At 37.7% G+C, this 20,561-nt stretch carries 20 protein-coding genes and 1 tRNA gene; 6 read left to right on the top strand and 15 right to left on the bottom strand.

The annotated features are described in order from the left end of the window. Positions 1-177: 177 nt before the first annotated feature. The 10 genes from ftsH to ychF form a co-directional block, all read right to left on the bottom strand. A complete protein-coding gene (gene ftsH / locus ADH49_RS05200; protein WP_048690452.1) occupies positions 178-2,151 on the bottom strand; it encodes an ATP-dependent zinc metalloprotease FtsH in 1,974 nt (657 codons plus the stop codon). Between the two features lie 10 nt (positions 2,152-2,161). Beyond that, positions 2,162-2,704, bottom strand: a complete 543-nt coding sequence (gene hpt / locus ADH49_RS05195) for a hypoxanthine phosphoribosyltransferase (protein WP_048690450.1) — start codon at positions 2,702-2,704, stop codon at positions 2,162-2,164. A gap of 5 nt (positions 2,705-2,709) precedes the next feature. Continuing rightward, on the bottom strand, positions 2,710-3,984 hold the full coding sequence (gene tilS / locus ADH49_RS05190) for a tRNA lysidine(34) synthetase TilS (RefSeq protein ID WP_048690448.1): 1,275 nt from the start codon (positions 3,982-3,984) through the stop codon (positions 2,710-2,712). Continuing rightward, positions 3,984-5,267 carry a serine hydrolase gene (locus ADH49_RS05185; protein ID WP_048690443.1) on the bottom strand — a complete coding sequence of 428 codons (1,284 nt, stop codon included), beginning with the start codon at positions 5,265-5,267 and terminating at the stop codon, positions 3,984-3,986. The genes tilS and ADH49_RS05185 overlap by 1 nt, the downstream gene beginning before the upstream one ends. Then, positions 5,260-5,388: an SP_0009 family protein gene (locus ADH49_RS10420; RefSeq protein WP_260469288.1), complete on the bottom strand. Its 129-nt coding sequence runs from the start codon at positions 5,386-5,388 to the stop codon at positions 5,260-5,262. The genes ADH49_RS05185 and ADH49_RS10420 overlap by 8 nt, the downstream gene beginning before the upstream one ends. Next, positions 5,388-5,756: a septum formation initiator family protein gene (locus ADH49_RS05180; protein WP_023024832.1), complete on the bottom strand. Its 369-nt coding sequence runs from the start codon at positions 5,754-5,756 to the stop codon at positions 5,388-5,390. Before ADH49_RS05180 ends, ADH49_RS10420 begins: the two co-directional genes overlap by 1 nt. After that, complete coding sequence (locus ADH49_RS05175; protein WP_023024830.1) at positions 5,749-6,015, bottom strand: RNA-binding S4 domain-containing protein; 267 nt, start codon at positions 6,013-6,015, stop codon at positions 5,749-5,751. Before ADH49_RS05175 ends, ADH49_RS05180 begins: the two co-directional genes overlap by 8 nt. 63 nt (positions 6,016-6,078) lie before the next feature. After that, on the bottom strand, positions 6,079-9,591 hold the full coding sequence (gene mfd / locus ADH49_RS05170) for a transcription-repair coupling factor (protein ID WP_048690440.1): 3,513 nt from the start codon (positions 9,589-9,591) through the stop codon (positions 6,079-6,081). After that, complete coding sequence (pth, locus tag ADH49_RS05165) at positions 9,584-10,153, bottom strand: aminoacyl-tRNA hydrolase (protein ID WP_048690437.1); 570 nt, start codon at positions 10,151-10,153, stop codon at positions 9,584-9,586. Before pth ends, mfd begins: the two co-directional genes overlap by 8 nt. Before the next feature lie 70 nt (positions 10,154-10,223). Beyond that, complete coding sequence (gene ychF / locus ADH49_RS05160) at positions 10,224-11,339, bottom strand: redox-regulated ATPase YchF (RefSeq protein ID WP_048690434.1); 1,116 nt, start codon at positions 11,337-11,339, stop codon at positions 10,224-10,226. Between the two features lie 158 nt (positions 11,340-11,497). On the opposite strand from ychF, the gene ADH49_RS05155 reads away from it, so the two are divergent. Beyond that, positions 11,498-11,992 carry a DUF1307 domain-containing protein gene (locus ADH49_RS05155; protein ID WP_048690431.1) on the top strand — a complete coding sequence of 165 codons (495 nt, stop codon included), beginning with the start codon at positions 11,498-11,500 and terminating at the stop codon, positions 11,990-11,992. A 35-nt stretch (positions 11,993-12,027) separates the two neighbouring features. On the opposite strand, the gene ADH49_RS05150 is transcribed toward ADH49_RS05155, so the two are convergent. The 5 genes from ADH49_RS05150 to ADH49_RS05130 form a co-directional block, all read right to left on the bottom strand. Beyond that, on the bottom strand, positions 12,028-12,219 hold the full coding sequence (locus tag ADH49_RS05150; RefSeq protein WP_006596995.1) for a DUF951 domain-containing protein: 192 nt from the start codon (positions 12,217-12,219) through the stop codon (positions 12,028-12,030). A 63-nt stretch (positions 12,220-12,282) separates the two neighbouring features. Further along, positions 12,283-13,419, bottom strand: coding sequence for a DNA polymerase III subunit beta (dnaN, locus tag ADH49_RS05145; RefSeq protein ID WP_006595327.1), 1,137 nt, complete (start codon positions 13,417-13,419; stop codon positions 12,283-12,285). Between the two features lie 160 nt (positions 13,420-13,579). After that, positions 13,580-14,920: a chromosomal replication initiator protein DnaA gene (gene dnaA, locus ADH49_RS05140; RefSeq protein ID WP_376739471.1), complete on the bottom strand. Its 1,341-nt coding sequence runs from the start codon at positions 14,918-14,920 to the stop codon at positions 13,580-13,582. A gap of 280 nt (positions 14,921-15,200) precedes the next feature. After that, on the bottom strand, positions 15,201-15,962 hold the full coding sequence (locus tag ADH49_RS05135) for a ParB/RepB/Spo0J family partition protein (protein ID WP_048690428.1): 762 nt from the start codon (positions 15,960-15,962) through the stop codon (positions 15,201-15,203). A 65-nt stretch (positions 15,963-16,027) separates the two neighbouring features. Beyond that, positions 16,028-17,206, bottom strand: coding sequence for a S1C family serine protease (locus ADH49_RS05130; RefSeq protein WP_048690427.1), 1,179 nt, complete (start codon positions 17,204-17,206; stop codon positions 16,028-16,030). A gap of 201 nt (positions 17,207-17,407) precedes the next feature. Here ADH49_RS05130 and rlmH point away from each other — a divergent pair, with 201 nt between their 5' ends. The 5 genes from rlmH to ADH49_RS05110 all read left to right on the top strand — a co-directional run bounded on the left by rlmH (position 17,408) and on the right by ADH49_RS05110 (position 20,453). Next, entirely contained in the window at positions 17,408-17,887 is a 480-nt protein-coding gene (gene rlmH / locus ADH49_RS05125) for a 23S rRNA (pseudouridine(1915)-N(3))-methyltransferase RlmH (protein WP_048690423.1), read from the top strand. A 44-nt stretch (positions 17,888-17,931) separates the two neighbouring features. Then, positions 17,932-18,005: transfer RNA gene (locus tag ADH49_RS05120), tRNA-Arg, on the top strand. 238 nt (positions 18,006-18,243) lie between these two features. After that, a complete protein-coding gene (locus ADH49_RS09750) occupies positions 18,244-18,375 on the top strand; it encodes a ComC/BlpC family leader-containing pheromone/bacteriocin (RefSeq protein WP_082161867.1) in 132 nt (43 codons plus the stop codon). Next, entirely contained in the window at positions 18,375-19,700 is a 1,326-nt protein-coding gene (locus ADH49_RS10375) for a sensor histidine kinase (protein WP_065426966.1), read from the top strand. The genes ADH49_RS09750 and ADH49_RS10375 overlap by 1 nt, the downstream gene beginning before the upstream one ends. Continuing rightward, positions 19,701-20,453, top strand: coding sequence for a response regulator transcription factor (locus ADH49_RS05110; protein ID WP_048690420.1), 753 nt, complete (start codon positions 19,701-19,703; stop codon positions 20,451-20,453). The last annotated feature ends 108 nt before the right edge of the window (positions 20,454-20,561 follow it).

Raw genomic sequence — 20,561 nt, 5'->3', positions numbered from 1 at the left:
GGATTCGAACCCGTGTTACCGCCGTGAAAAGGCGGTGTCTTAACCCCTTGACCAACGGACCATTTTTACAACGTATTCTATTATATCAGTTCTTTTTCATCTGTCAATACTTTTTTGAAAAAAAAGGAGCCGAAAATTTCGGCTCCTTCTAAAAGCTTTAGAAGACTATAAAGTGTATTACTTATTTTCTTCCATTTTAGATTTAATTTCTTCATAAGATAATGGTTTAGATTCTTTTTCTAATTCTAAATCAGTATCTTCTGGCATTTTACCTGTTTCATACAATGACTTAATTTGAACACTGTCCAAGGTTTCGTATTTCAACAAGGCTTCTGCAATCAATTTGTGGGTCTCACGATTGTTCTGGATGATTTCAGCTGCTTTATTGCGAGCTTCATTCAATAGACTTCTTACTTCTTCATCAATTTCATATGCAGTTTGCTCTGAAATGAATTTTTGAGTCGTTTGAGCTCCAAACATAGCATGGTTGCCTTCGTATTGAACTGGACCAAGTTTTTCACTCATTCCATATTCTGTTACCATAGCACGCGCCATTTGGGTCGCTTGTTCAAAGTCATTGGAAGCCCCTGTTGTTTGGACGTTGAAGATGATTTCTTCTGCAACACGTCCTCCCATCAATCCAGCCAATTGTTCTTTCATATCTTCTTTAGAAAGAAGCATTTGGTCTTCTTTTGGAAGAGCAATCATATAACCACCAGCACGTCCACGTGGAACGATGGTCACCTTGTGAACAACACGAGCATTAGATAAGACTAAACCAACAATGGTATGCCCTGCCTCATGGTAAGCAACCAATTCGCGTTCCTTTTGAGAAACTGTTCGGTCTTTCTTAGAAGGACCAGCAATCACACGATCTTCCGCTTCATCAATATCAGATGCATCGATGACCTTCTTATTACGACGAGCCGCTACCAGAGCTGCTTCGTTTAAGACATTTTCAAGATCCGCTCCAACAAATCCTGGTGTTTGTTGGGCAACTAGTTTCAAGTCGACATCTTTGGCTAATGGTTTGTTTTTAGCATGGACACGCAAGATAGCTTCACGTCCTTTTACATCTGGACGGCCAACTAAAACCTTCCGGTCAAAACGACCTGGACGAAGGAGGGCTGGGTCCAAAACATCTGAACGGTTGGTGGCTGCAATCACGATGATACCTTCATTTCCTTCAAAACCATCCATCTCAATCAAGAGCTGGTTGAGGGTTTGTTCGCGTTCATCATTCCCCCCACCAAGGCCAACTCCCCGTTGACGTCCAACAGCATCGATCTCATCGATAAAGATAATGGCTGGTGCTGCTTTTTTGGCATCTTCAAATAGAGAACGAACCCGGCTTGCCCCGACACCGACAAACATTTCAACGAAGTCAGAACCTGAAATACTGAAGAATGGTACGCCGGCTTCACCTGCTACTGCTTTTGCTAGAAGGGTCTTACCAGTTCCTGGAGGTCCTTCTAAGAGAACACCAGCTGGGATACGGGCACCCAATTTTGTAAAGCGTTTTGGATCTTTTAAGAATTCAACCACTTCAACGAGTTCTTGTTTTTCTTCTTCAGCCCCTGCTACATCTGAAAAACGAACCTTGATATCTTCTTTATTGGTAGCACGCGCTTTGTTACGACCAAAGTTCATAGCACCGCGGGCGCCACCGCCACCGCCTTGATTCATCATGGAGAAGAAGAAGAACATGACAATCACAAAGGGAACGATTGAAGTCAGAATGGTAATCCACATGCCACTTGAACTTTCCCGTTTAATAGTGATGTCAGCCTTATGTTCGGATGCTAAGTTTTGTAATTCTTGAACTGTCAAATCAGACGGTAAAATCACACTCGTGAAGCGAGTCACCTTACTTGGACTTGGAGTGAAAAATTGAACCCCTGTATCATCCTTGCTGTTTTTTGCTTTGTTATAGGTACCGGAAATTTCAATGACACTACCGTTTGGCTGGTAATTAATTTCCTTGACGTTGTCTGATTTAAGCTCTTTTACCAATTCTGTATAATTGATCTGCTGACTTTGTCCGATACTATTTCCAGCAAAGAAATACTGAAAACCTGTAACAGCAGCTACAATAATCAATAAGTACAGAAAAGGATTTCGGACAAAACCATTGTTTTTGTTATTTTTCATCTAGTTTCCTCTATTTTGAATACACTTCTTCTTTCAACACTCCGATATAAGGAAGGTTTCGATAGTTTTCATCATAGTCTAAACCATACCCCACAACAAATTCGTTTGGAATGGTAAAGCAAGTGTAATCTGCTTCAATCTCAACCAAGCGTCCTTCAGGTTTATCCAACAAGGTAGCAATTTTAACAGATGCTGGTTGACGTCCTTCAAACAATTCTTTCAAACTCTTAAGAGTTTTACCAGTATCAATGATATCTTCAACAAAGAGAATATCTCGACCCTTAATGTCTTGGTCCATATCTTTGATGATATTAATCACGCCTGAGCTTGATGTTCCACCATGATAACTAGACACCAGCATAAAATCCAACTCAATATGCGTATCAATATGTTTGATCAATTCCGCCATAAATGGGACTGACCCTTTTAAAATTCCTACTAAAATCGGATTTTTCCCTTGGTAATCTTCTGTCAGTTTTTGACCAAGTTCACGTGCTGCAGTCACGATTTCATCGTGGGAAATGAGTATCTTTTTGATATCTTGTTCTAACATCTTTTTTACCTATCTATTTTCTGGATGTAAATTGTATCCTTCATTATACCATTTTTTAATTCCTTACTCAAATCACTGATCGCAATTTCAGGAATAGCGAGTATTTGTTTATCTTGTTCTAAAACCACCAGATTGTTTCGTTGATCTAAGGGAATTTTTTGGTTAATTAATAATCTGCTAACTTTTTTATGGTGACCGTTTATCAGAATACGATCTCCCCTTTTACGGGGTCGAAGAGAAACTGGATGGTTGCTGGGAAGTGGGATAGCCTCCATATATGAATCGCTTGGTTCCGCTCCAAATAAAAAGCGATAAGCACCTACTGTCTTTATGGTTCCAAATTGTAACAAATCTTCTGACATTCGGTCATCCGTCCTACGACTGATTTTCCGAATTTCAAAATAGTGATAGTCTTTGTAAAGTTCATAACCATTCTTGAGAACTTGTTGCGTATTGGACTTGGTCACTACTATTCTATGTAATTGTTCAAATTGTACCCGACTCAATTGCAAATCTGGAAAACTAGCTAGATACTCTTCCAGCAAATAAATCTGGACAGCTGGTGATTGCTTTTGAAACTGTGTCACATCTTGTGGATTCAAATCTTTGGTCAACTCTTTTAAAGCCTGGTGCCAATGACTGAGATCCTCTCCTAAGTTAACCAAAGCATTCGTCACTTGGGGATTTTCTTTTTCTAAGAGTGGGAGATAACGATGACGGACACGATTACGGAAATAGTCCAAGGACCAGTTGCTCTTATCCTCGAAATGAAAAATTTCTGGAAAATCTTTTTTTTTGAAATGTAAGAGGGGACGGATCAACACACCCTGTCCAAATGGTTGTTTTAAAGGAATGCCTCTTAAATGTCGCGGACGACTTCCACGAATCAGACGCATCAAAATCGTTTCTGCCTGATCATCCATATGATGAGCGGTGACGAGAGCACTACAAGCTTCTTCTTTCATAACTTTTTTAAAGAACTTATAGCGGAATTGTCTAGCTCGGCTTTCCGAAAAAGGACCAGAGAAATGGGCAACCTTCAGCGGTAGATGTTTTGCTTCAGCAATTGCTTGAATTCCTCTTTCTTCTTGGTCAGCTTCAATGCGTTGGTGATGATTGACATGAGCAAGAACGAGGTCAATTCCTAATTGGTGCCGATAATGGTAGAGCCAATCCAGTAAAGTCATGGAGTCCACCCCTCCTGATAAAGCCAAAAGGACTTTTTGATGAGATTCAAAAAGCCCCTCCTTTTGACAGAACTGAAGAAATTTTTCTTTCATTACTGTAAGACCTCATAAATATCTTTGGCAATTGCTGAGATAGTCTCGTAATCAGAGTGATCCGTAAAAATAGCTAAAATAAATGGTGAATCTGTATAAACAATGGCGACATCATGACGGAAATCATATGCATCTCCAATCTTATGAGCAACCTTGACTGGGATATCTTTTGAAATTCGTTGATCATCAAAGCGAGTCTCTGACAGAGCATCAATGATTCCACCATTTTGTTGGTAGATAGCTTCCATGACATTTCCCGCCATTTTTGGAGATGCCATTCTAGTTTCTACATTCCACGTTTTTCCTGCAATCTTATTGGTCACCTTTTGAAATTCTTTGTCTGATTGGTGCGTTACATAATAGCCTAAAATGTTTTGCGCAACATTATCGGATTCTTTGGCCACCCGGTTAATCAAATCAGCAACGGTATATTCCTTATCATCCGGTATTTTTGAAATACTTCCACTGCCTTCCGGTTCATAAGCTCCAGGATAGTCATTGACTTCTTTTGTATATTTTAAGGAAGTCTGCAAATCTACATGGCTCTCGTTTACCTCTTTTTGAGTATAGTACAAATACAAGAGCTTGGCTATACTAGCAGAATACATTTCCTGGTCTTCACGTATCCCAGCAGTCTTTCCAGTATCCACCTGCTTCACGTAAACTGCAATTCCGTCTTTGTTGTACTTCTGATTCAGAATCGCTTGGACTTTTTCCATCCGATTATCTGTAGCAGAAAGTTCATCTTTTGAAATCCACCCCTGGCCAGAAATTTCTAGGTAGGTCCCTTTTAAAGTTTTGGCAGTCTTGGTGATTTCAACCTTACTATAAGGAGTCAGACTTGTTTTATTGCTTTTTGCGCCATTTACCAAGGGTTGATCATAAACTGTAAAAGAGGACGTCAGCCACATGGTCTTTTTTTCTTCTGTTAATTCCAAAATCGCATCTTCGTAAATTTGATCTTGATCAGCTACTACATACTGTTTATTCGATAATTTAAAAACAGATTTCCCTTGATCATTCACAAATAATTGATCAACAGTAAAGGGAGTATCAGGCTTGATTTCCCCAGCTTTTTGACGCAATTCTGGATCCGAATAGGTCACGATTGGCTGATAAACATTCGGGTTGGATGGGATGGAGACAAAGAAATGATCCTGAGTCCCTATTTGACTATCGTAAGAAGAATCAGCAGTCAATGGAACTTGGACTTGGGATGAATTAGATAAGGGTTGGGTGACTAAGAAAGTAGGAAAAATCATCCAATAAACTAACTTATTCATCCTTGCTCCTTTCCTGAGTTTCTTCTTGCAATTTTAAGGCTTGATTTTTTTTAGCTAACTCTTCTAATTTTGTATCAGAATATTCTAGAAATTGTTGAACAGTTTTTACAATATTTTCCATTATTTCGGTAATAAATTAGGTATCGTATAAATATATTCGCCATCTTTAGAGAAGGAATATTTTGCGCGTGCATATTTTGCAGCATATTCATCATCTTTCAATTTCTCTACGATATCCTTTTGATATTCTTTTTCCTCAAGGGTTTGCTGATATTGTTCTTGCAATTGAACGTATTGTTGTTTGCGTTTTTGAAGCGTCTGGTAACTCTGAGCCAGATTATAAGTTGGGAGAATAAACAATAAAATAATTAAAATGAGAACCCAACCCATAAAACGGTTCTGTTTTTTTCGCTCCTCATTCTGGTATTTCTGACGCTGATGTTCGTCTTGAATATACCGATTATTCATTTGTACAATATTTTTAGGCATCTTCTTCTATCCTTGTTTCACGAATGATTTCATACATTTTAGACGCATCTTCTTTTTTAGTACTATCTAACATTTCCAACACTTTTACTGTCAATAGCTTATTTCCAAAGCGAACTTCGACTTCATCATTCACCTTCAAGTCGGTTGAACTTTTTGCTAGGACCCCATTGACTTTGATTCGCCCCTTATCGGCTACTTCTTTAGCTACAGGGCGTCTTTTGATAATGCGGGAAACTTTTAAATATTTATCTAATCTCATCGTATCACCTCTAATGTATTATTGTACCATTTTTTTAGAAAGAGCCTAGTAAAATCTTTCTTCCTAGTCTTGATTTTCCAATTTTTCCTGCTTGATGGCCAGTAATTTCTCCCCAAATTGTCGCAAGCCTTCTAAAATTTCGAAGTCTTTTTTATTTCGCACATCAAAGATTAATTCAATCAATCCTTGGCTTTCTGCAATACGAGCTTTTAAATTAGTTACTGATAAGGCAGCAAAATAATCTTGAGTCAAGAAAAGTTGCTTGGTAATTGGCTCAAATTTCACCGTTAGTTGATTATCTTTTCGATCAACCACTTTAACAAAGACCTGATCCAGATAAGATTTGATAAACCCTATTTCTAGGAGATAGGCTACCACATCAGGATATTCTCCGAAACGATCAATCAATTCATCTTGCAGCAGTTCATAATCTTCTTGGACTTGAATTTCTCGAATACGTTTGTAAATTTCAATTTTTTGACGTTCATCGGAGATATAATCACTTGGAATGTAGGCATCAATTTGGAGATTGAGCTCCGCATTTCCTTTTTGGCGTTTTTTCTCTTTTCCTTGTTTCTTCTCAATAGCAGCTTCGAGTAACTGTGAATACATTTCAAATCCGACGGAATCGATAAAACCAGATTGAGAAGCCCCTAAAATATTCCCGGCACCACGAATAGACAAATCTCGCATAGCAATCTTAAAACCAGATCCCAATTCAGTGAATCCTTTAATAGCTTCAAGACGCTTTTCAGAAACTTCTGTCAAGGTTTTGTCCGGCCGGTACATCAAATAAGCATAGGCAATGCGATTGCTTCGTCCGACCCGGCCTCGCAATTGGTAAAGGGTAGACAAGCCCATATGGTCGGCATTTTCAATAAAGAGGGTATTGGCATTGGGAATATCCACTCCTGTTTCAATAATGGTGGTTGTGACTAAAATATCATACTCACCTTCAATGAAGTCCATCAAGGTGTTTTCCAACCGTACTTCACTCATCTGTCCATGAACAAACCCAATAGAGGCTTCCGGTACCAATTCTTGTAACTCTGAAACCTTTTGCTCAATGGTATCTACCTTGTTGTAGAGATAATAAACCTGACCTCCCCGATCCATCTCCCGACGAATAGCATCTCGGATAATGGTTGGATTGGTTTCTAAGACATAGGTTTGAACAGGATAACGATTGGTCGGCGGGGTTTCAATAACAGACAAATCCCGAATCCCCAACATAGACATATGAAGGGTCCGAGGAATGGGCGTTGCCGTTAAGGTTAAGACATCGACCTTTTTCTTTAACTCCTTGAGGGTTTCCTTGTGTTTTACACCGAACCGTTGCTCCTCATCAATCACGATGAGGCCAAGATCCGCAAATTCCACATCTTTAGATAAGAGACGGTGGGTTCCAATCAAAATATCGACTTGGCCTTTTTTAAGTTTTTCCAAAGTTTCTTTTTGCTCAGCACGACTCCGGAAACGACTCAAGACATCAACTTCTACTGGAAAGGCCTCGAAGCGTTCTTTGAAATTGGCATAATGCTGTTGAGCTAGGACCGTTGTCGGAACTAAGACAGCCACTTGTTTATGGTCTTTGATAGCTTTAAAGGCCGCTCGCATAGCAACTTCTGTCTTCCCAAAGCCCACGTCTCCGACCAAGAGGCGATCCATAGGGCTTGAAGATTCCATATCCTTCTTGATTTCTTGGATAGAGCGAATCTGATCATCTGTTTCAACATAGGGAAAAGCCTGATCAAAAGCTTCTTGGTTCTCATCGTCTGGAGTAAAGGCAAAGCCTTTCAATTGGCTTCGCTCTGCATAAAGTTGAATCAGATCATCTGCAATATCCTCTACTTCCTGACGGACCTTTTGTTTGGCCTTTTGGAAGCGACCATCATTGAGTTTGTTGATTTTAGGAGGTTTGCCATCACTCGCAACATACTTGGACAGCATCTGGATTTGATCCACAGGGATGGAAATCCGATCTCCATTTTGATATTGGATGGAGACATAGTCTCGGTGGACACCAGAAATTTCGATGGTTTCTAGTCCCAAATACTGACCAATTCCATGAACCTGGTGAACAACGTAGTCTCCCTTTTCCAACTCATTGTAGTTTTTTAACCGCTCCGCGTTAGAAATAGTTTGCCGACGGATCTTTCGTTTAACCTTTTTCTGGAAGATTTCTGTCTCTGTAATCAAGACAATCTTCTCATCCACAAAGTGGAAGCCACGCGCCAACCCACCGATGATCAACTGGCTCTTCCCTGGATGAAGCTGATCAGGTGCAAGATAATCCAGGTCAATCCCATAATCTCTCAAGTGCTCTTGTAACTGGTGGAGTCCTTGTTTACTCGTCACCTGAAGAATGACTGTGTAGTCTTGTTTACGGAAACGGTCAATTTCATCTTTTAAAAGAGAGAACTGACTGAAGAATTCCTGCATGGGGTATTGGTTAAAAGAATAGAGGGCATCAAATCGCAGATTTCCCAAGCCTTTTTGAAAATTTGAAAAATAAGAAGCTGGTTTATAAGTGCGTAAGAGTGCGCTATTGTCCGCAAAATACTGGGCTTCAGCGAAAGAGCGACTCTTTTGTAGGTCCTCTGTCAAAAGGTTAGCAACTTCTACATCAAACCGCGCCTCCTGATCCATGATTTTATGGTAATCATCCAAAAAAAGAGGAGCATGTTTGGGGAGGTAATCAAAGAGAGTATAGGTTTGCTGATAAAAAAGAGAGAGAAATTTTCGACTATCTGCATGGAGACGCTGGTGATGCGCTTCTGTGAGTATCTCAGTCAAATAGGATTTGAACTCTGGATGAGGACTTTTTTGAATCAGATTTTCTAGATTCTTCTGTCCTCTTAGAAAATCATCTTTAGTTAGTAACATATCACTAACTGGATGAACTATTACCGCATCTAGATTTTCTAGTGAACGTTGAGTCTCTGAAGAAAAGGTCCGAATGCCATCAATCTCATCTCCAAAAAATTCCAGGCGATAAGGGAAATCTTGACTGGCTTCAAAAAGATCTACAATATCCCCTCGAAGACTAAACTCTCCCTGTTGGCTTACCTGTGAAACCTTTTGATAGCCCATAGCCAGTAGGGTATCTTTCAATTCTGTCAGATTTCTTTCTTCTCCAACAGAGAAAGACTGAATCATAGAGCTGACAGTCTTTGGATTAGGTAAGAGCAAACGACTACCACTTACATTGGCAATAACGATTCCTTCTTTTTCTGGAGCTAAAAGAAAATCCAGAGCTTCCAGACGAGAAAAGACCCGTTCCTGGGAAGCAAAGACAAACTCTGCCAAAGGATTGTCATCTCCGAGGAAAAGATAGACCTTTTCTTCGCCTAATAATCCCAATAAATCACTGGCGAGCCGTTCTGCTTCATTTTGGGAAGAGGTCAAGACCAAGACCTTGTGTCCGTCTTCGACAACTGTCGCCATGGTAATAGCTTTTGTAGACGAAGACAGTCCTAGTAGAAGAGAGCGACTTCTTTTTTGCTGCTCTTGTTGCCATTTTCTGATATTTTTATTTTGTTGAAATAGATCAACCAGTGTCTTATATTTATCCATTGTATTGTTGCATTGTTTTTTCAAACTGCCCTTCTTTTAAATAAAAGCGAAGAGCTTCCTCTGATTTGTCGATAGCAAGGAGGATAGTGGCATAATCATCCTGATCGAATTTTCCTAAGACATGGTGGACTACTGACATGCCATGCTTGGGTCTCCCGATTCCAATCTTGATGCGATTAAAGGTCTGAGTTCCAATATGGTTGATGATTGACTTGATTCCGTTATGGCCTCCAGCTGATCCTTTGGCCCGAAGGCGAATCTTGCCGACTTCCATATCCAAGTCGTCATAAATAACGACCAAATCTTCCACCTCTAAACCATAATAGGTCAAAAGCGCGTGCACGGCCTTGCCACTCTCATTCATAAAAGTGGTTGGCTTGACTAAAAATACCTTTTCTCCATCTATAAAGGTGGAGGTCACATCTGCTTGAAAAATCTTATCATGTGAAAAAGTGAGGTTGAGAGACTTCGCCAGCTGATCCACTAACATAAAGCCAACATTGTGTTTGGTTTCCACATATTTATCTCCCGGATTTCCCAATCCGACGATTAATTTTGTCATTTACTTTCCCTTTCAAAAGCCAAAAGGGCTGGAATTTTTTTCCAACCTTTTGGTTATTTACTTATTTTCTTTATACATTGAAGCGGAATTCCATGATGTCGCCATCTTGAACGACATATTCTTTTCCTTCTTCTCGCAAGCGTCCTGCTTCTTTTACAGCCTTTTCAGATCCATATTTGACCAAATCATCATAAGACATGGTTACAGCACGAATAAATCCTTTTTCAAAGTCTGAGTGGATAATTCCAGCTGCTTGAGGAGCTTTCATACCACGTTTGAAAGTCCAAGCGCGAACTTCTTTTTCACCAGCTGTGAAGTAAGTTCCAAGTCCAAGTAAATGGTAAGCTGCACGCGTCAACTTATCCACACCTGATTCTGTCAAACCAATGGCTTCAAGAAACTCTTTTTTATCTTCATCGTCTAATTCAGAAATTTCTTCTTCCGCACGCGCAGAAATCACTACTACTTCTGCATTTTCTGTTTCTGCGAATTCACGAATTTGCTTCACATAATCGATCGAATCTGGGTCTCCAACGACATCCTCATCCACATTCGCTACATACAGAACTGGTTTAGTGGTCAAGAGGAAGAGACCTTTGACAACTTTTTGTTCTTCGTCTGTGAATTCAATGGTACGAGCTGACTTCCCATCCTCAAGAACAGGTTTAATCTTTTGAAGAACGTTAAATTCTGCAACGGAATCCTTGTCTTTTTGCGTACGAGCCATCTTTTCCACACGCGCATAGCGTTTATTCACAGATTCTAAGTCAGCCAAAATCAACTCTAGGTTAATAGTATCAATGTCTGCTAGTGGATCAACAAAAGCATCTTCACGACCTTGCTCCCGCATGACATTTTCATCATCAAAAGCACGTACCACATGGACAATGGCATCCACTTCACGAATGTTGGCCAAGAATTTATTACCAAGTCCTTCCCCTTTAGAAGCACCTTTTACAATCCCTGCTATATCTGTAAATTCAAAGGTTGTCGGAACTGTCTTCTTAGGAGTGATCATTTCCGTTAATTTTTGGAGGCGTTCATCTGGAACTTCTACCATTCCAACGTTTGGATCAATGGTCGCAAAGGGATAGTTTGCAGCCTCTGCTCCTGCTTTGGTAATTGCGTTGAATAGGGTTGATTTACCAACGTTTGGCAAACCAACGATACCTGCTGTTAAAGCCATTTATCTTCTTCTCCGTTCACATTTCAATCCCTTTTATTATAACATAATTCAAAGCACAAGATAATGAAAAAATGCTCTCTCTTAAAACTAAAAGTCACCTGTCCAATCCTGTAAGAATATGGTATAATCAAACCAACAATAATAAAGGAGTTTTCGTCATGAAAAAACTATCAATTAAATCGATCCTTCTGCCTCTTTTAGCAGTCTTTACCCTATTTCTTCTGGGAGCTTGTGGACAAAGTACAAAAAAAGGGTACCTTCAATTAATTAACCAAGATAAGAAAACTGATATTCGTTTGATTGTTGAATATCAGGGGGATAAAATTCTAAGTACAGATTCTACAAGTGTTATTTACTACGAAGGAACAGGTCTGTCAAAAGAACAATTAAAAAAAGTTATTGATGAATACGATAAAAAATTCAAAGATGTCAAAGGATTCTCACACTCTGCAGAATACAAGGATGACTATGTTGTTGAGAAAACAAAGATCGATTATACCAAGGCAGATTTAAAAGAATTACAAGAAAATCAGTTAATTGCTACACAAGAAAATCAAAATGTTGATTACATTGGCTACAAGACAACACTTAAAACCTTTAAATCTAATGGCTTCAAAGAAGTAAAAGATGGAAAATTTGAAGAATTAAAATAATACAAAAGGTTCAGTCACTTAGATGACTGAACCTTTTACAATACTTTTTTCATTTTTTGATCGAAATCATGACGGCTCATCATGACCATATGATCACAATTGCTACAACGAATTTTGATATCTGCCCCTACTCGCCGAATTTCCCAACGATTGGCTTTTTTCCCTGTTGCTTTGATGATACAAGCATGGGGTTTTTTCATTTCTACAAAATCACCGACCTGATACATGGATTTTCCTTTCATCAACATAGAAGACGAAAAGCTAGCCTGTTCAATGCTAGCTTTTGGCCCTTAATTGGTCCGAACTGGTGTAATTAATTGAATGAAGCGTTCAGATTCCTCTGCTGGTACCAATGTAAAGGGACGAACTGCAGAGATAAAGCGAATGACGACTTTTTCACTTTCAATGGCTTTCAAAGCGTCGATTAAATAAGTTGGATTAAAGCTGATGTTTAAATCATCTCCCGAAACTGCTTCTGTATCAATTTCTTCATTCACGCGCCCTACTTCAGGAGAATTGACGTGGGCAGAAACAACTCCACTAGCGATTTCTAATTTAACAGTACCGTTTTGAGTAGCATTAGACAACAGGCGGGCCCGTTCCATGGCTTGGCGAAGATGAGCAACTTTAAAGGTTACTTCCGAACTAAACTCTGTTGGAATCAAGCGATCCGTATCTGGATAGTTTCCTTCCAACAGACGTGTATAGAAACTGATATTGTCACTTCTAAATAAAATCTGGTTATTGGCAAAGAAGACTTCAACCTGTTCAATCTCATCTGAAAAGACAGACGTTAATTCGCGTAAAGAACGGCTTGGAATCACAACATCAAAGTTATCCCCATTTTTTTCAAGGGTAATATTTTTTTGACTCATTCGATGAGAATCCGTTGCCACCGTTTTTAATTCCTTGTGATCAGAAAGAACAAAATGAACTCCTGTCAAAATCGGACGACTTTCCTGAGTACTTGCTGCAAAAGCTGTCTCAGAAATGATTTTCTTTAAGGTTTGAATTGGGAGCGTTAGAGGGTTGCTGGCTGAAATTTCTTGAATACGAGGATATTGTTCTGCATCTTTTCCTTTAAGGGTAATTTCTGATTTTCCACTAACTAATACAATTTGTTTTTGTTCGATTTCTTTCACATCTAAAACGACATCTGGTAGACTGGACACAACATTGATAAAGAAAGTTGCTTCTAAAAGAATAGCACCTGGTGTCGTTACTAGAAGGCCTGCATTTTCATCTTTAACAGAAATAAAGTATTCGATTGAGATTTGTCCATTTGATCCAATGAGAGTAATCCCTTCAGAAGTGACATCAATCTTAATAGTGGATAAGATTGGAATTGCATTTTTTGAACTAATAGCTCTTTTTGTCGTATTTAAAGCTTGCAGGAAATAAGCCTTGTTAATAGAAAAATTGATCATGAGATCTCCTTTTATTATTTTAGTATTAGTAAGTTAATAGTAATAGTAGAGTGTGTGGAACATGTGGAAAACTCTTCTAAAGCCAGACAGGAATTGAAAAGTGCCTTGTTCACAACATGTGGAAAAAGAAGCAAGTTTTTCTAGGATTGTCCACATGGGATTACTTTAATTTTTTCTTGATGGTTTGAATCTCAAGTCTGAGATTGTCATCAATTTCGATCATCCCTTTGATTTTTTCATAAGCATGCATGACCGTTGTGTGGTCTTTTCCTCCAAATTCACGACCGATACGAGGAAGACTATTGTCGGTCATCTCGCGGGCGAGGTACATAGCTACTTGTCGAGCTAGGACAATATTTTGAACCCGTCGAGAACCTTTCATTTCATTGACACTGACATTGTAAAATTTTCCAACTTCCGTTTGAATCTTTTCAATAGGAATCACCGTAATTTGTAAGGCTTCATTCTTACGAGCTCGAATGGCTTCAGCTGCGACATCAATTGTAATATCTTTGATTTTTTTAACTCTTGCCACAAGAGAGATATCATTCAACGCACCCTCTAAGTCTCGGACGTTAGAATCAAATTGACCTGCTAGGTATTCGAGTGTATCATCCGGGAAAGTAAAGTCCAGGTCTTCGATTTTATTTCTCAAAATAGCGATTCGAGTTTCAAAATCTGGTGGTGTAATATTTTGCGTCAAGCCCCACTTAAAGCGCGTGACTAGACGTTCTTCTAAGCTATCTAAATGATCAGGACTACGATCGCTGGTTAGGACAATCTGCTTATTATCCCCATAAAGAGCATTAAAGGTATTAAAGAACTCTTCTTGAGTTGTAACCTTTTTTCCTCCAAGCGATTGAATATCATCAATTAAGAGCAGATCCAAGTTTCGATAGGTTTTTTTAAAGGTATCCATATCATTGAGGCGAAGACGCTCTAAAAATTCATTGATAAAGGATTCTGCTGGGATGTATTTTACTCGAGCATTTGGGTAGTTTTCCATAATCTGATTCCCAATTGCGTTGAGCAAATGCGTTTTACCTAAACCGGGTCCTCCATAGATAAATAAAGGATTATAAGTGGTAGCAAGGTTTTCAGAAACTGCTAAAGCGGCAGCCAAAGCCCATTGATTTCCGTCTCCACTTACAAAATTATCAAAGGTGTATTTCTTTCTTAATCCTGTTTGGATAGGAGGCAAATCTACTATTGGAGCATGGCTAACTGCATAGTCTCTGGTTGTTTCTGAAAGGGGAATAAACTCCTTTTCTTCTTCCTCTTCTTCAAGATTGAATTGATAGGAAATGGTTAATTCTACTGCATAAATTTCAAAACCAGCAGTCAGAATCACCTTTGTCATATTCTCTTCCCAGAATAATTTCTTTACTTCTGCATCTAAATAAATAACGGCTTCTTGTTGATCGACTTTGATGAGTCTTGAAGTAAGGACAAAATAGTCAAAGATTTCTTTTTTAAATGTCTTTTTACTTAATTCAATCACACGATTCCAGAATGTTTCTTCTCTTGACACTTATCGCCCTCCTATTCATTTTTTACTTGCTATGTTTTTCTTATTTTATCATAAAAGGAGGGAGTTTTCCACAACTTGTTCTAAGGGAATAAAAAAGAGTTTTTTCCACAATATGTGAATAGTTATCCCCAATGTGTGTAGAAGTTTTCCACAGGTTGGGGGTAAAAGAGAAGAAAGTAGAAGTATCAAGTAAGGAGGAGTTTTAAAGAAGTGGATAAATCTGTTAATTGTGTTATAAAAAATAACAGCCTCATTTGAGACTGTTAATAATTCGTTGGTATTCATCAAGGTTGTTAAATGAAATATGAATACTACCTTTTTCTTGTTTTGTCAGACGGATTTCTACTTCGGTTCCCAGCATCTTTTTTAATCTGTTTTCTTCCTGTGCTAAAAAGAGTTCTTTCTCTTTTTTACTTGGCCTTTTCTTTTTTTGACCAACCTTTTCTTCCAAACTACGAACGCTTAGCCCTTCTTTCAGAGTTCGTTCCAACCAATAGATTTGTAGATCTTCTTTTAAAGGAACTAAAATGCGGGCATGTCCTTGTGAAATTTGATCATTTTTGATGGCTTCTTTGACAATTGGTGAGAGATGAAGTAAACGGACCATATTGCTGATGTAAGGACGAGATTTTCCCATAAATTGTGCAATTTCTTCATGGGTAGCCCCTTTATCAATAAGATGTTGGTAGGATTCAGCCTCTTCAATTGGATTCAAATCTTCCCTTTGTAAATTTTCGATAATGGCTTGTTTGATCATGTCATCATCTGATAAGTCTCTTATAATCGCAGGGATTTCTTTGAAACCAGCCATTTGAGCTGCTCGGTAGCGTCTTTCTCCAGCAAGTAGTTCATAACCAACAATAGGAGATTTTCGAACAATAATGGGCTGGATTAATCCATTTTCTTTGATTGAAGCTGCGAGTTCTTCTAATTTTTCTTGTACAAAGGTTTGACGAGGTTGAAAAGGATTGGTTCGTATTTGCTTTACGTCAATAATATCAATTTTTTCCATGATGTATATAGCATAACACACCTTTACAATTTCGTAAAGGTGTGTTGACACTGTTGTAAATTTACTTAATTTCCAAGATTTTCTGTAGATTTTGTCAGCTCAATGGTAGCTGTTTTTTGCTTACCATCTCTATAGAAAATGACTTTAATTTTATCACCAATTTGATGAGAATAGAGGGCAGATTGTAAATCTGCAGTTGATTCAATGGTTGTGTCATCGATTTTTGTAATGATATCTAATCGACGCAAATATTTGGATGCCGGCATATCATTTTCAACTGAGCGGACAAGAACCCCACCTTTGAGTTTGCTTGGAATGTCTAATTGGCTAAGATCAGAAGAGGATAGGTTAGCCAGGTCCATCATGGTAATTCCAAGAGCTGGACGAATGACTTTACCATCTTTTTCTAAATGTTCAATAATATTTTGTACATCATTTACAGGAATTGCAAATCCCATTCCCTCAACCGCAGTTTGGCCATTTGAAGAGATTTTACTTGAGGTGATTCCGATGACTTGTCCCTGAATATTGATAAGAGGACCACCAGAATTCCCTGGGTTGATTGCAGCGTCCGTTTGTAACGCTTTTGTAGATACATTTTGGCCGTCTTCTGATTTGAGCTTCACAGTACGTCCGAGACTAGAGACAATCCCTTGGGTAACGGAATTGGCAAATTTTGTTCCTAAAGGACTACCAATAGCGATTGCGGTCTCTCCAACAGTCAACTTAGATGAATCCCCAAATTCAGCCACGGTCGTAACATTATCTGAACTGATTTTAACAACCGCAATATCTGAGAAAGTATCAGAACCAACAACTTCTCCAGAAACTTTATTTCCATCTGCAAAGAGAATATCGGCTTTTGTTGCTCCCATTAATACGTGAGCATTTGTTACTAAATAAGCATCTTTACCGTCTTTTTTATAGATAACACCTGAACCTTCACTAGCTACTTCTGGATCAGAATCTATTTCTCCATTGATGAAGCCTTTTTCAGAGGTTTCAGCATAGGTAATAACAGAAACAACAGCATTTTTAACCTTATCAACAGCTTCACTAGTTGATGTTGTATTCTTATAAGCACGATTAACTTTGGTAGATTTTATTTCTTGGCTAGGATTTGTAGAATTCCCCTTGGTAAACTGGAAAGAGGTCAAGGTCCCTAAGATTCCTCCAGTAAACCCAATGACAAGAACAAGTAAAAGTTGCAAAATTTTTTTTAGAAAATTTGATGGTTGTTTCATAGTTTTCTCCTATTGTTCCAATTATGGAAAAGTATAGACCTAGTTTCTTAATTATAACTTAAAATGGAAATTTTTTCCACAAGTTGTGGAAAACTGTGTATAAGTGTGAAAAACGTGAATATAGAGCCATTTTTTGAAAGATAGATGCTGGTCTATTTGTTGAAGACTTGTGTATAAGTTCATTTGTGTTAGAATATGAATATGAAAATTAAGATTGTAACAGTTGGAAAATTAAAAGAAAAGTATTTAAAAGATGGAATCGCCGAGTATACGAAACGCTTGGGGCGGTTTACGAAGCTAGAAATGATAGAATTACCGGATGAAAAAACTCCTGATCGGGCTAGTGATTTAGAAAATCAGCAAATCCTAGAAAAAGAAGGAAATCGCATATTAGCTAAAATTGGAGATCGTGAGTATGTGATTGCCTTAGCGATTGAAGGGCAACAATTTCCATCTGAGAAGTTTAGTCAAACCATAGAAGAGGTGACTGTACGAGGGTATTCTGAAATTACCTTCGTGATTGGAGGAAGTCTAGGTTTGTCCCCAGCAGTTAAAAAACGAGCGAATTTACTTATGAGTTTTGGAAAGTTAACCCTTCCCCATCAATTGATGAAGCTTGTTTTAATCGAACAAATCTACCGGGCATTTATGATTCAACAAGGAAGTCCTTACCATAAATGAATCTTGACGCTCCTCCTATTTTCTGATAGAATAAAAAGACATCTGGTCTCATAGCTCAGCTGGATAGAGCATTCGCCTTCTAAGCGAACGGTCGCAGGTTCGAATCCTGCTGGGATCAAAATAAAAACGTGATTTTTATACAAATCACGTTTTTTTGTTACTTAGTTTAAAAAAAACTAGAATTTTTCTAAACAGATGGGATAAAAAAATTGCAAAAACTAGATTTTTCGTTCCAAATAGCTGTAAAAATGAACCAAATAGCGGAAATGTTAAAAAAGTCTTTGATTTTTTACTAAAATTTATGTATATTAAATTTAATAATTTAATGATCAAATAAATTATAAGGAGATTTTTTTATGAAAAACAATCCATCAACAATTTCTAAGGACTTTAAACTTCTTACAGAAAAAGAATTGCAGCAAATCTGTGGAGGGGATAAACATACAAAAATTTTAATTAGAGATTTGTTTAAAAAAGGTAAAAAATAATGTCGATGAATTATGTGTATTTTATTCTCATTGGATTACCCTTGATTTTATCTTATCCATTAATTGATAGACAGTTAAAACATAAGCATTCAAAATTCTATTTAATTTTAATTATTTCTACTTTACTTCATGTGATATCTTTTATTTTAGGATATTTTGACTTAGATTTATTATATGCTTTCTTTATTTTAGCTTATCCTATATTTTTCTACTCATACTATAGATTCTTTTGTAGATATGATCATTATTTTGCCATTTTATATTCTCTGTTTATTTATCTAGCTTTTGAAACAACAGATACTTTTTTATCAGTAATTTTATCGTCTATAACTGGAGACTACATAGCAACTTATTATTCTATATTTTTTGTTACTCTTATTTCAATTTTATCGATTGCTATCATTACGAGAATTATTTCTATTCTCGAAGTGAATCTTCTCTATTTTAAAGAGCGGGTTTTTAAGAAATTTGTCCAACAATTGATCGTTAGTTATCTTATTTTAACCTTAGTATTGAATGCTTCTCATTGGATAAGTGATATTGCTCATTTCAATAGTTTTGGTAGCATGGTAGCAACGATTTGTTTCTTGATGTTTATCGGAACCATGGTTCAAATGAAGACGGTTCGAGATCGTTATGAAAAGAAAATGGAGTTGAAGCAAAAGAGGTTTGAACAGCGCCAAATGGAACAGTATATGAATAAAATTCAAGGCCTCTATTTAGAATTAAAAGGTTTTCGTCATGATTTTGGAAATATTATCACTTCCTTAAATTTAGCGATTGAGGAAGAAAATATTGAGGATATTAAACGAATTCAAAGAGATGTTCTTGAGGAATGCTATGGCCAACTCCAAAAAGAAGAATATACAGGATTTGACCTAGGTAATATTCGAGATTCTGCTTTGAGAAGTATCCTAAGTAGGGGATGGATCTATGCGGAGGAAATGGGTGTCAAACTAACCTTTGAAACAGAAGATATTATTGAAAAGGTTCCAATGAGATTGTTGGATCTCGTACGAACTGTTGGAATTTTAGTCAATAATGCTATTGAAGCTGCTAAAATGAGTCAAGAAAAAGAAGTTCAAATAGCTGTTTTTAATATGCCGAATGGAGTGCATCTGATCATAAAGAACTCTATTTCTGATGAGCCGATTAATTGGAATAAACTCTATGAAAAGGGATTTTCAACTAAAGGGGATCGTAGAGGAATGGGGCTTGCGATTGTAAAAGATCTTATTGGAGAATATGCTGCTATTTTTCTAGAGACAGAGTTGATCAATGGAAGATTTACGCAGAGCTTAGTTATTGGAGAGAAAGGAAGATAGATGAATATTGTATTGCTAGAGGACGAAATTTCTCAACAAGTTCGAGTAGAGAAACATGTAAAAGCTATCGCTGAGGAGGAAGGCCTACGATTAAATATTGTTTCCACCAGTAAAATAGCTGAACTAAAGGAATATCTAACCAATGGTGATTTTCATCAGCTTTTCTTCCTGGACATTGATATCAAAGGGGATGAAAAAGCTGGTATCAAGGCAGCTCAAATGATTCGTGAGGTCAATCCTTTTGCCATTATTGCCTTTATCACTACGAAATCGGAATTTGCAACCATTACCTATCGTTACAAGGTATCAGCTCTCGAATTTATTGAAAAAACCTTGAATGAAAACTTATTTAAGGAAAAAATTCGAGAATGCATTCTCTACTTGAAGAAGAATGTGATTGAAAATAAAAATATCATTGATTTCTTTGAGTATAGTTTCAAAAATATGGAAATTCGAGTTCCATATCGAGATATATTGTACATTGAAACAACTGGAGTTTCCCACAAATTGCGACTTGTTGGAAAGAATTTTCAAAAGGAATTTTTAGGGACTATCAAGGATATACTTGAAAAAGATGTGGACAACCATTTCTTCAGTCCTAATCAGTCTTATCTAGTCAATCAAAGAATGATTGTCAATTTTGATCGTCGCAAGAGACTTTTGATGTTAGAAGAGGAGACAACTTGCCCTGTTTCTCGTACACAGGTGAAAAGGGTCGAAGAATTATTAAATAAAATACAGAAAAAGGCTTGACAATTTTTGAATCGATGGTATAATGGGATATGTTCTGTTAATGACATGGTCCGTTGGTCAAGGGGTTAAGACACCGCCTTTTCACGGCGGTAACACGGGTTCGAATCC

The organism is Streptococcus sp. 400_SSPC, from assembly GCF_001072745.1.
Lineage (GTDB): Bacteria > Bacillota > Bacilli > Lactobacillales > Streptococcaceae > Streptococcus > Streptococcus xiaochunlingii.
This window is presented reverse-complemented; position numbering and strand designations above follow the sequence as displayed.

Excerpts from the sequence above, each read along its gene's own strand:
- ADH49_RS05155 (WP_048690431.1), top strand. The coding sequence starts at position 11,498 with ATGAAAAAACTATCAATTAAATCGATCCTTCTGCCTCTTTTAGCAGTC.
- ADH49_RS05175 (WP_023024830.1), bottom strand. The coding sequence starts at position 6,015 with ATGAGATTAGATAAATATTTAAAAGTTTCCCGCATTATCAAAAGACGC.
- tilS (WP_048690448.1), bottom strand. The coding sequence starts at position 3,984 with ATGAAAGAAAAATTTCTTCAGTTCTGTCAAAAGGAGGGGCTTTTTGAA.
- mfd (WP_048690440.1), bottom strand. The coding sequence starts at position 9,591 with ATGGATAAATATAAGACACTGGTTGATCTATTTCAACAAAATAAAAAT.
- ADH49_RS05150 (WP_006596995.1), bottom strand. The coding sequence starts at position 12,219 with ATGTATCAGGTCGGTGATTTTGTAGAAATGAAAAAACCCCATGCTTGT.
- ADH49_RS05130 (WP_048690427.1), bottom strand. The coding sequence starts at position 17,206 with ATGAAACAACCATCAAATTTTCTAAAAAAAATTTTGCAACTTTTACTT.
- dnaN (WP_006595327.1), bottom strand. The coding sequence starts at position 13,419 with ATGATCAATTTTTCTATTAACAAGGCTTATTTCCTGCAAGCTTTAAAT.
- ADH49_RS05135 (WP_048690428.1), bottom strand. The coding sequence starts at position 15,962 with ATGGAAAAAATTGATATTATTGACGTAAAGCAAATACGAACCAATCCT.
- ychF (WP_048690434.1), bottom strand. The coding sequence starts at position 11,339 with ATGGCTTTAACAGCAGGTATCGTTGGTTTGCCAAACGTTGGTAAATCA.
- ADH49_RS05110 (WP_048690420.1), top strand. The coding sequence starts at position 19,701 with ATGAATATTGTATTGCTAGAGGACGAAATTTCTCAACAAGTTCGAGTA.
- ftsH (WP_048690452.1), bottom strand. The coding sequence starts at position 2,151 with ATGAAAAATAACAAAAACAATGGTTTTGTCCGAAATCCTTTTCTGTAC.
- ADH49_RS09750 (WP_082161867.1), top strand. The coding sequence starts at position 18,244 with ATGAAAAACAATCCATCAACAATTTCTAAGGACTTTAAACTTCTTACA.
- rlmH (WP_048690423.1), top strand. The coding sequence starts at position 17,408 with ATGAAAATTAAGATTGTAACAGTTGGAAAATTAAAAGAAAAGTATTTA.
- pth (WP_048690437.1), bottom strand. The coding sequence starts at position 10,153 with ATGACAAAATTAATCGTCGGATTGGGAAATCCGGGAGATAAATATGTG.
- ADH49_RS10375 (WP_065426966.1), top strand. The coding sequence starts at position 18,375 with ATGTCGATGAATTATGTGTATTTTATTCTCATTGGATTACCCTTGATT.
- hpt (WP_048690450.1), bottom strand. The coding sequence starts at position 2,704 with ATGTTAGAACAAGATATCAAAAAGATACTCATTTCCCACGATGAAATC.
- ADH49_RS10420 (WP_260469288.1), bottom strand. The coding sequence starts at position 5,388 with ATGGAAAATATTGTAAAAACTGTTCAACAATTTCTAGAATATTCTGAT.
- ADH49_RS05180 (WP_023024832.1), bottom strand. The coding sequence starts at position 5,756 with ATGCCTAAAAATATTGTACAAATGAATAATCGGTATATTCAAGACGAA.
- ADH49_RS05185 (WP_048690443.1), bottom strand. The coding sequence starts at position 5,267 with ATGAATAAGTTAGTTTATTGGATGATTTTTCCTACTTTCTTAGTCACC.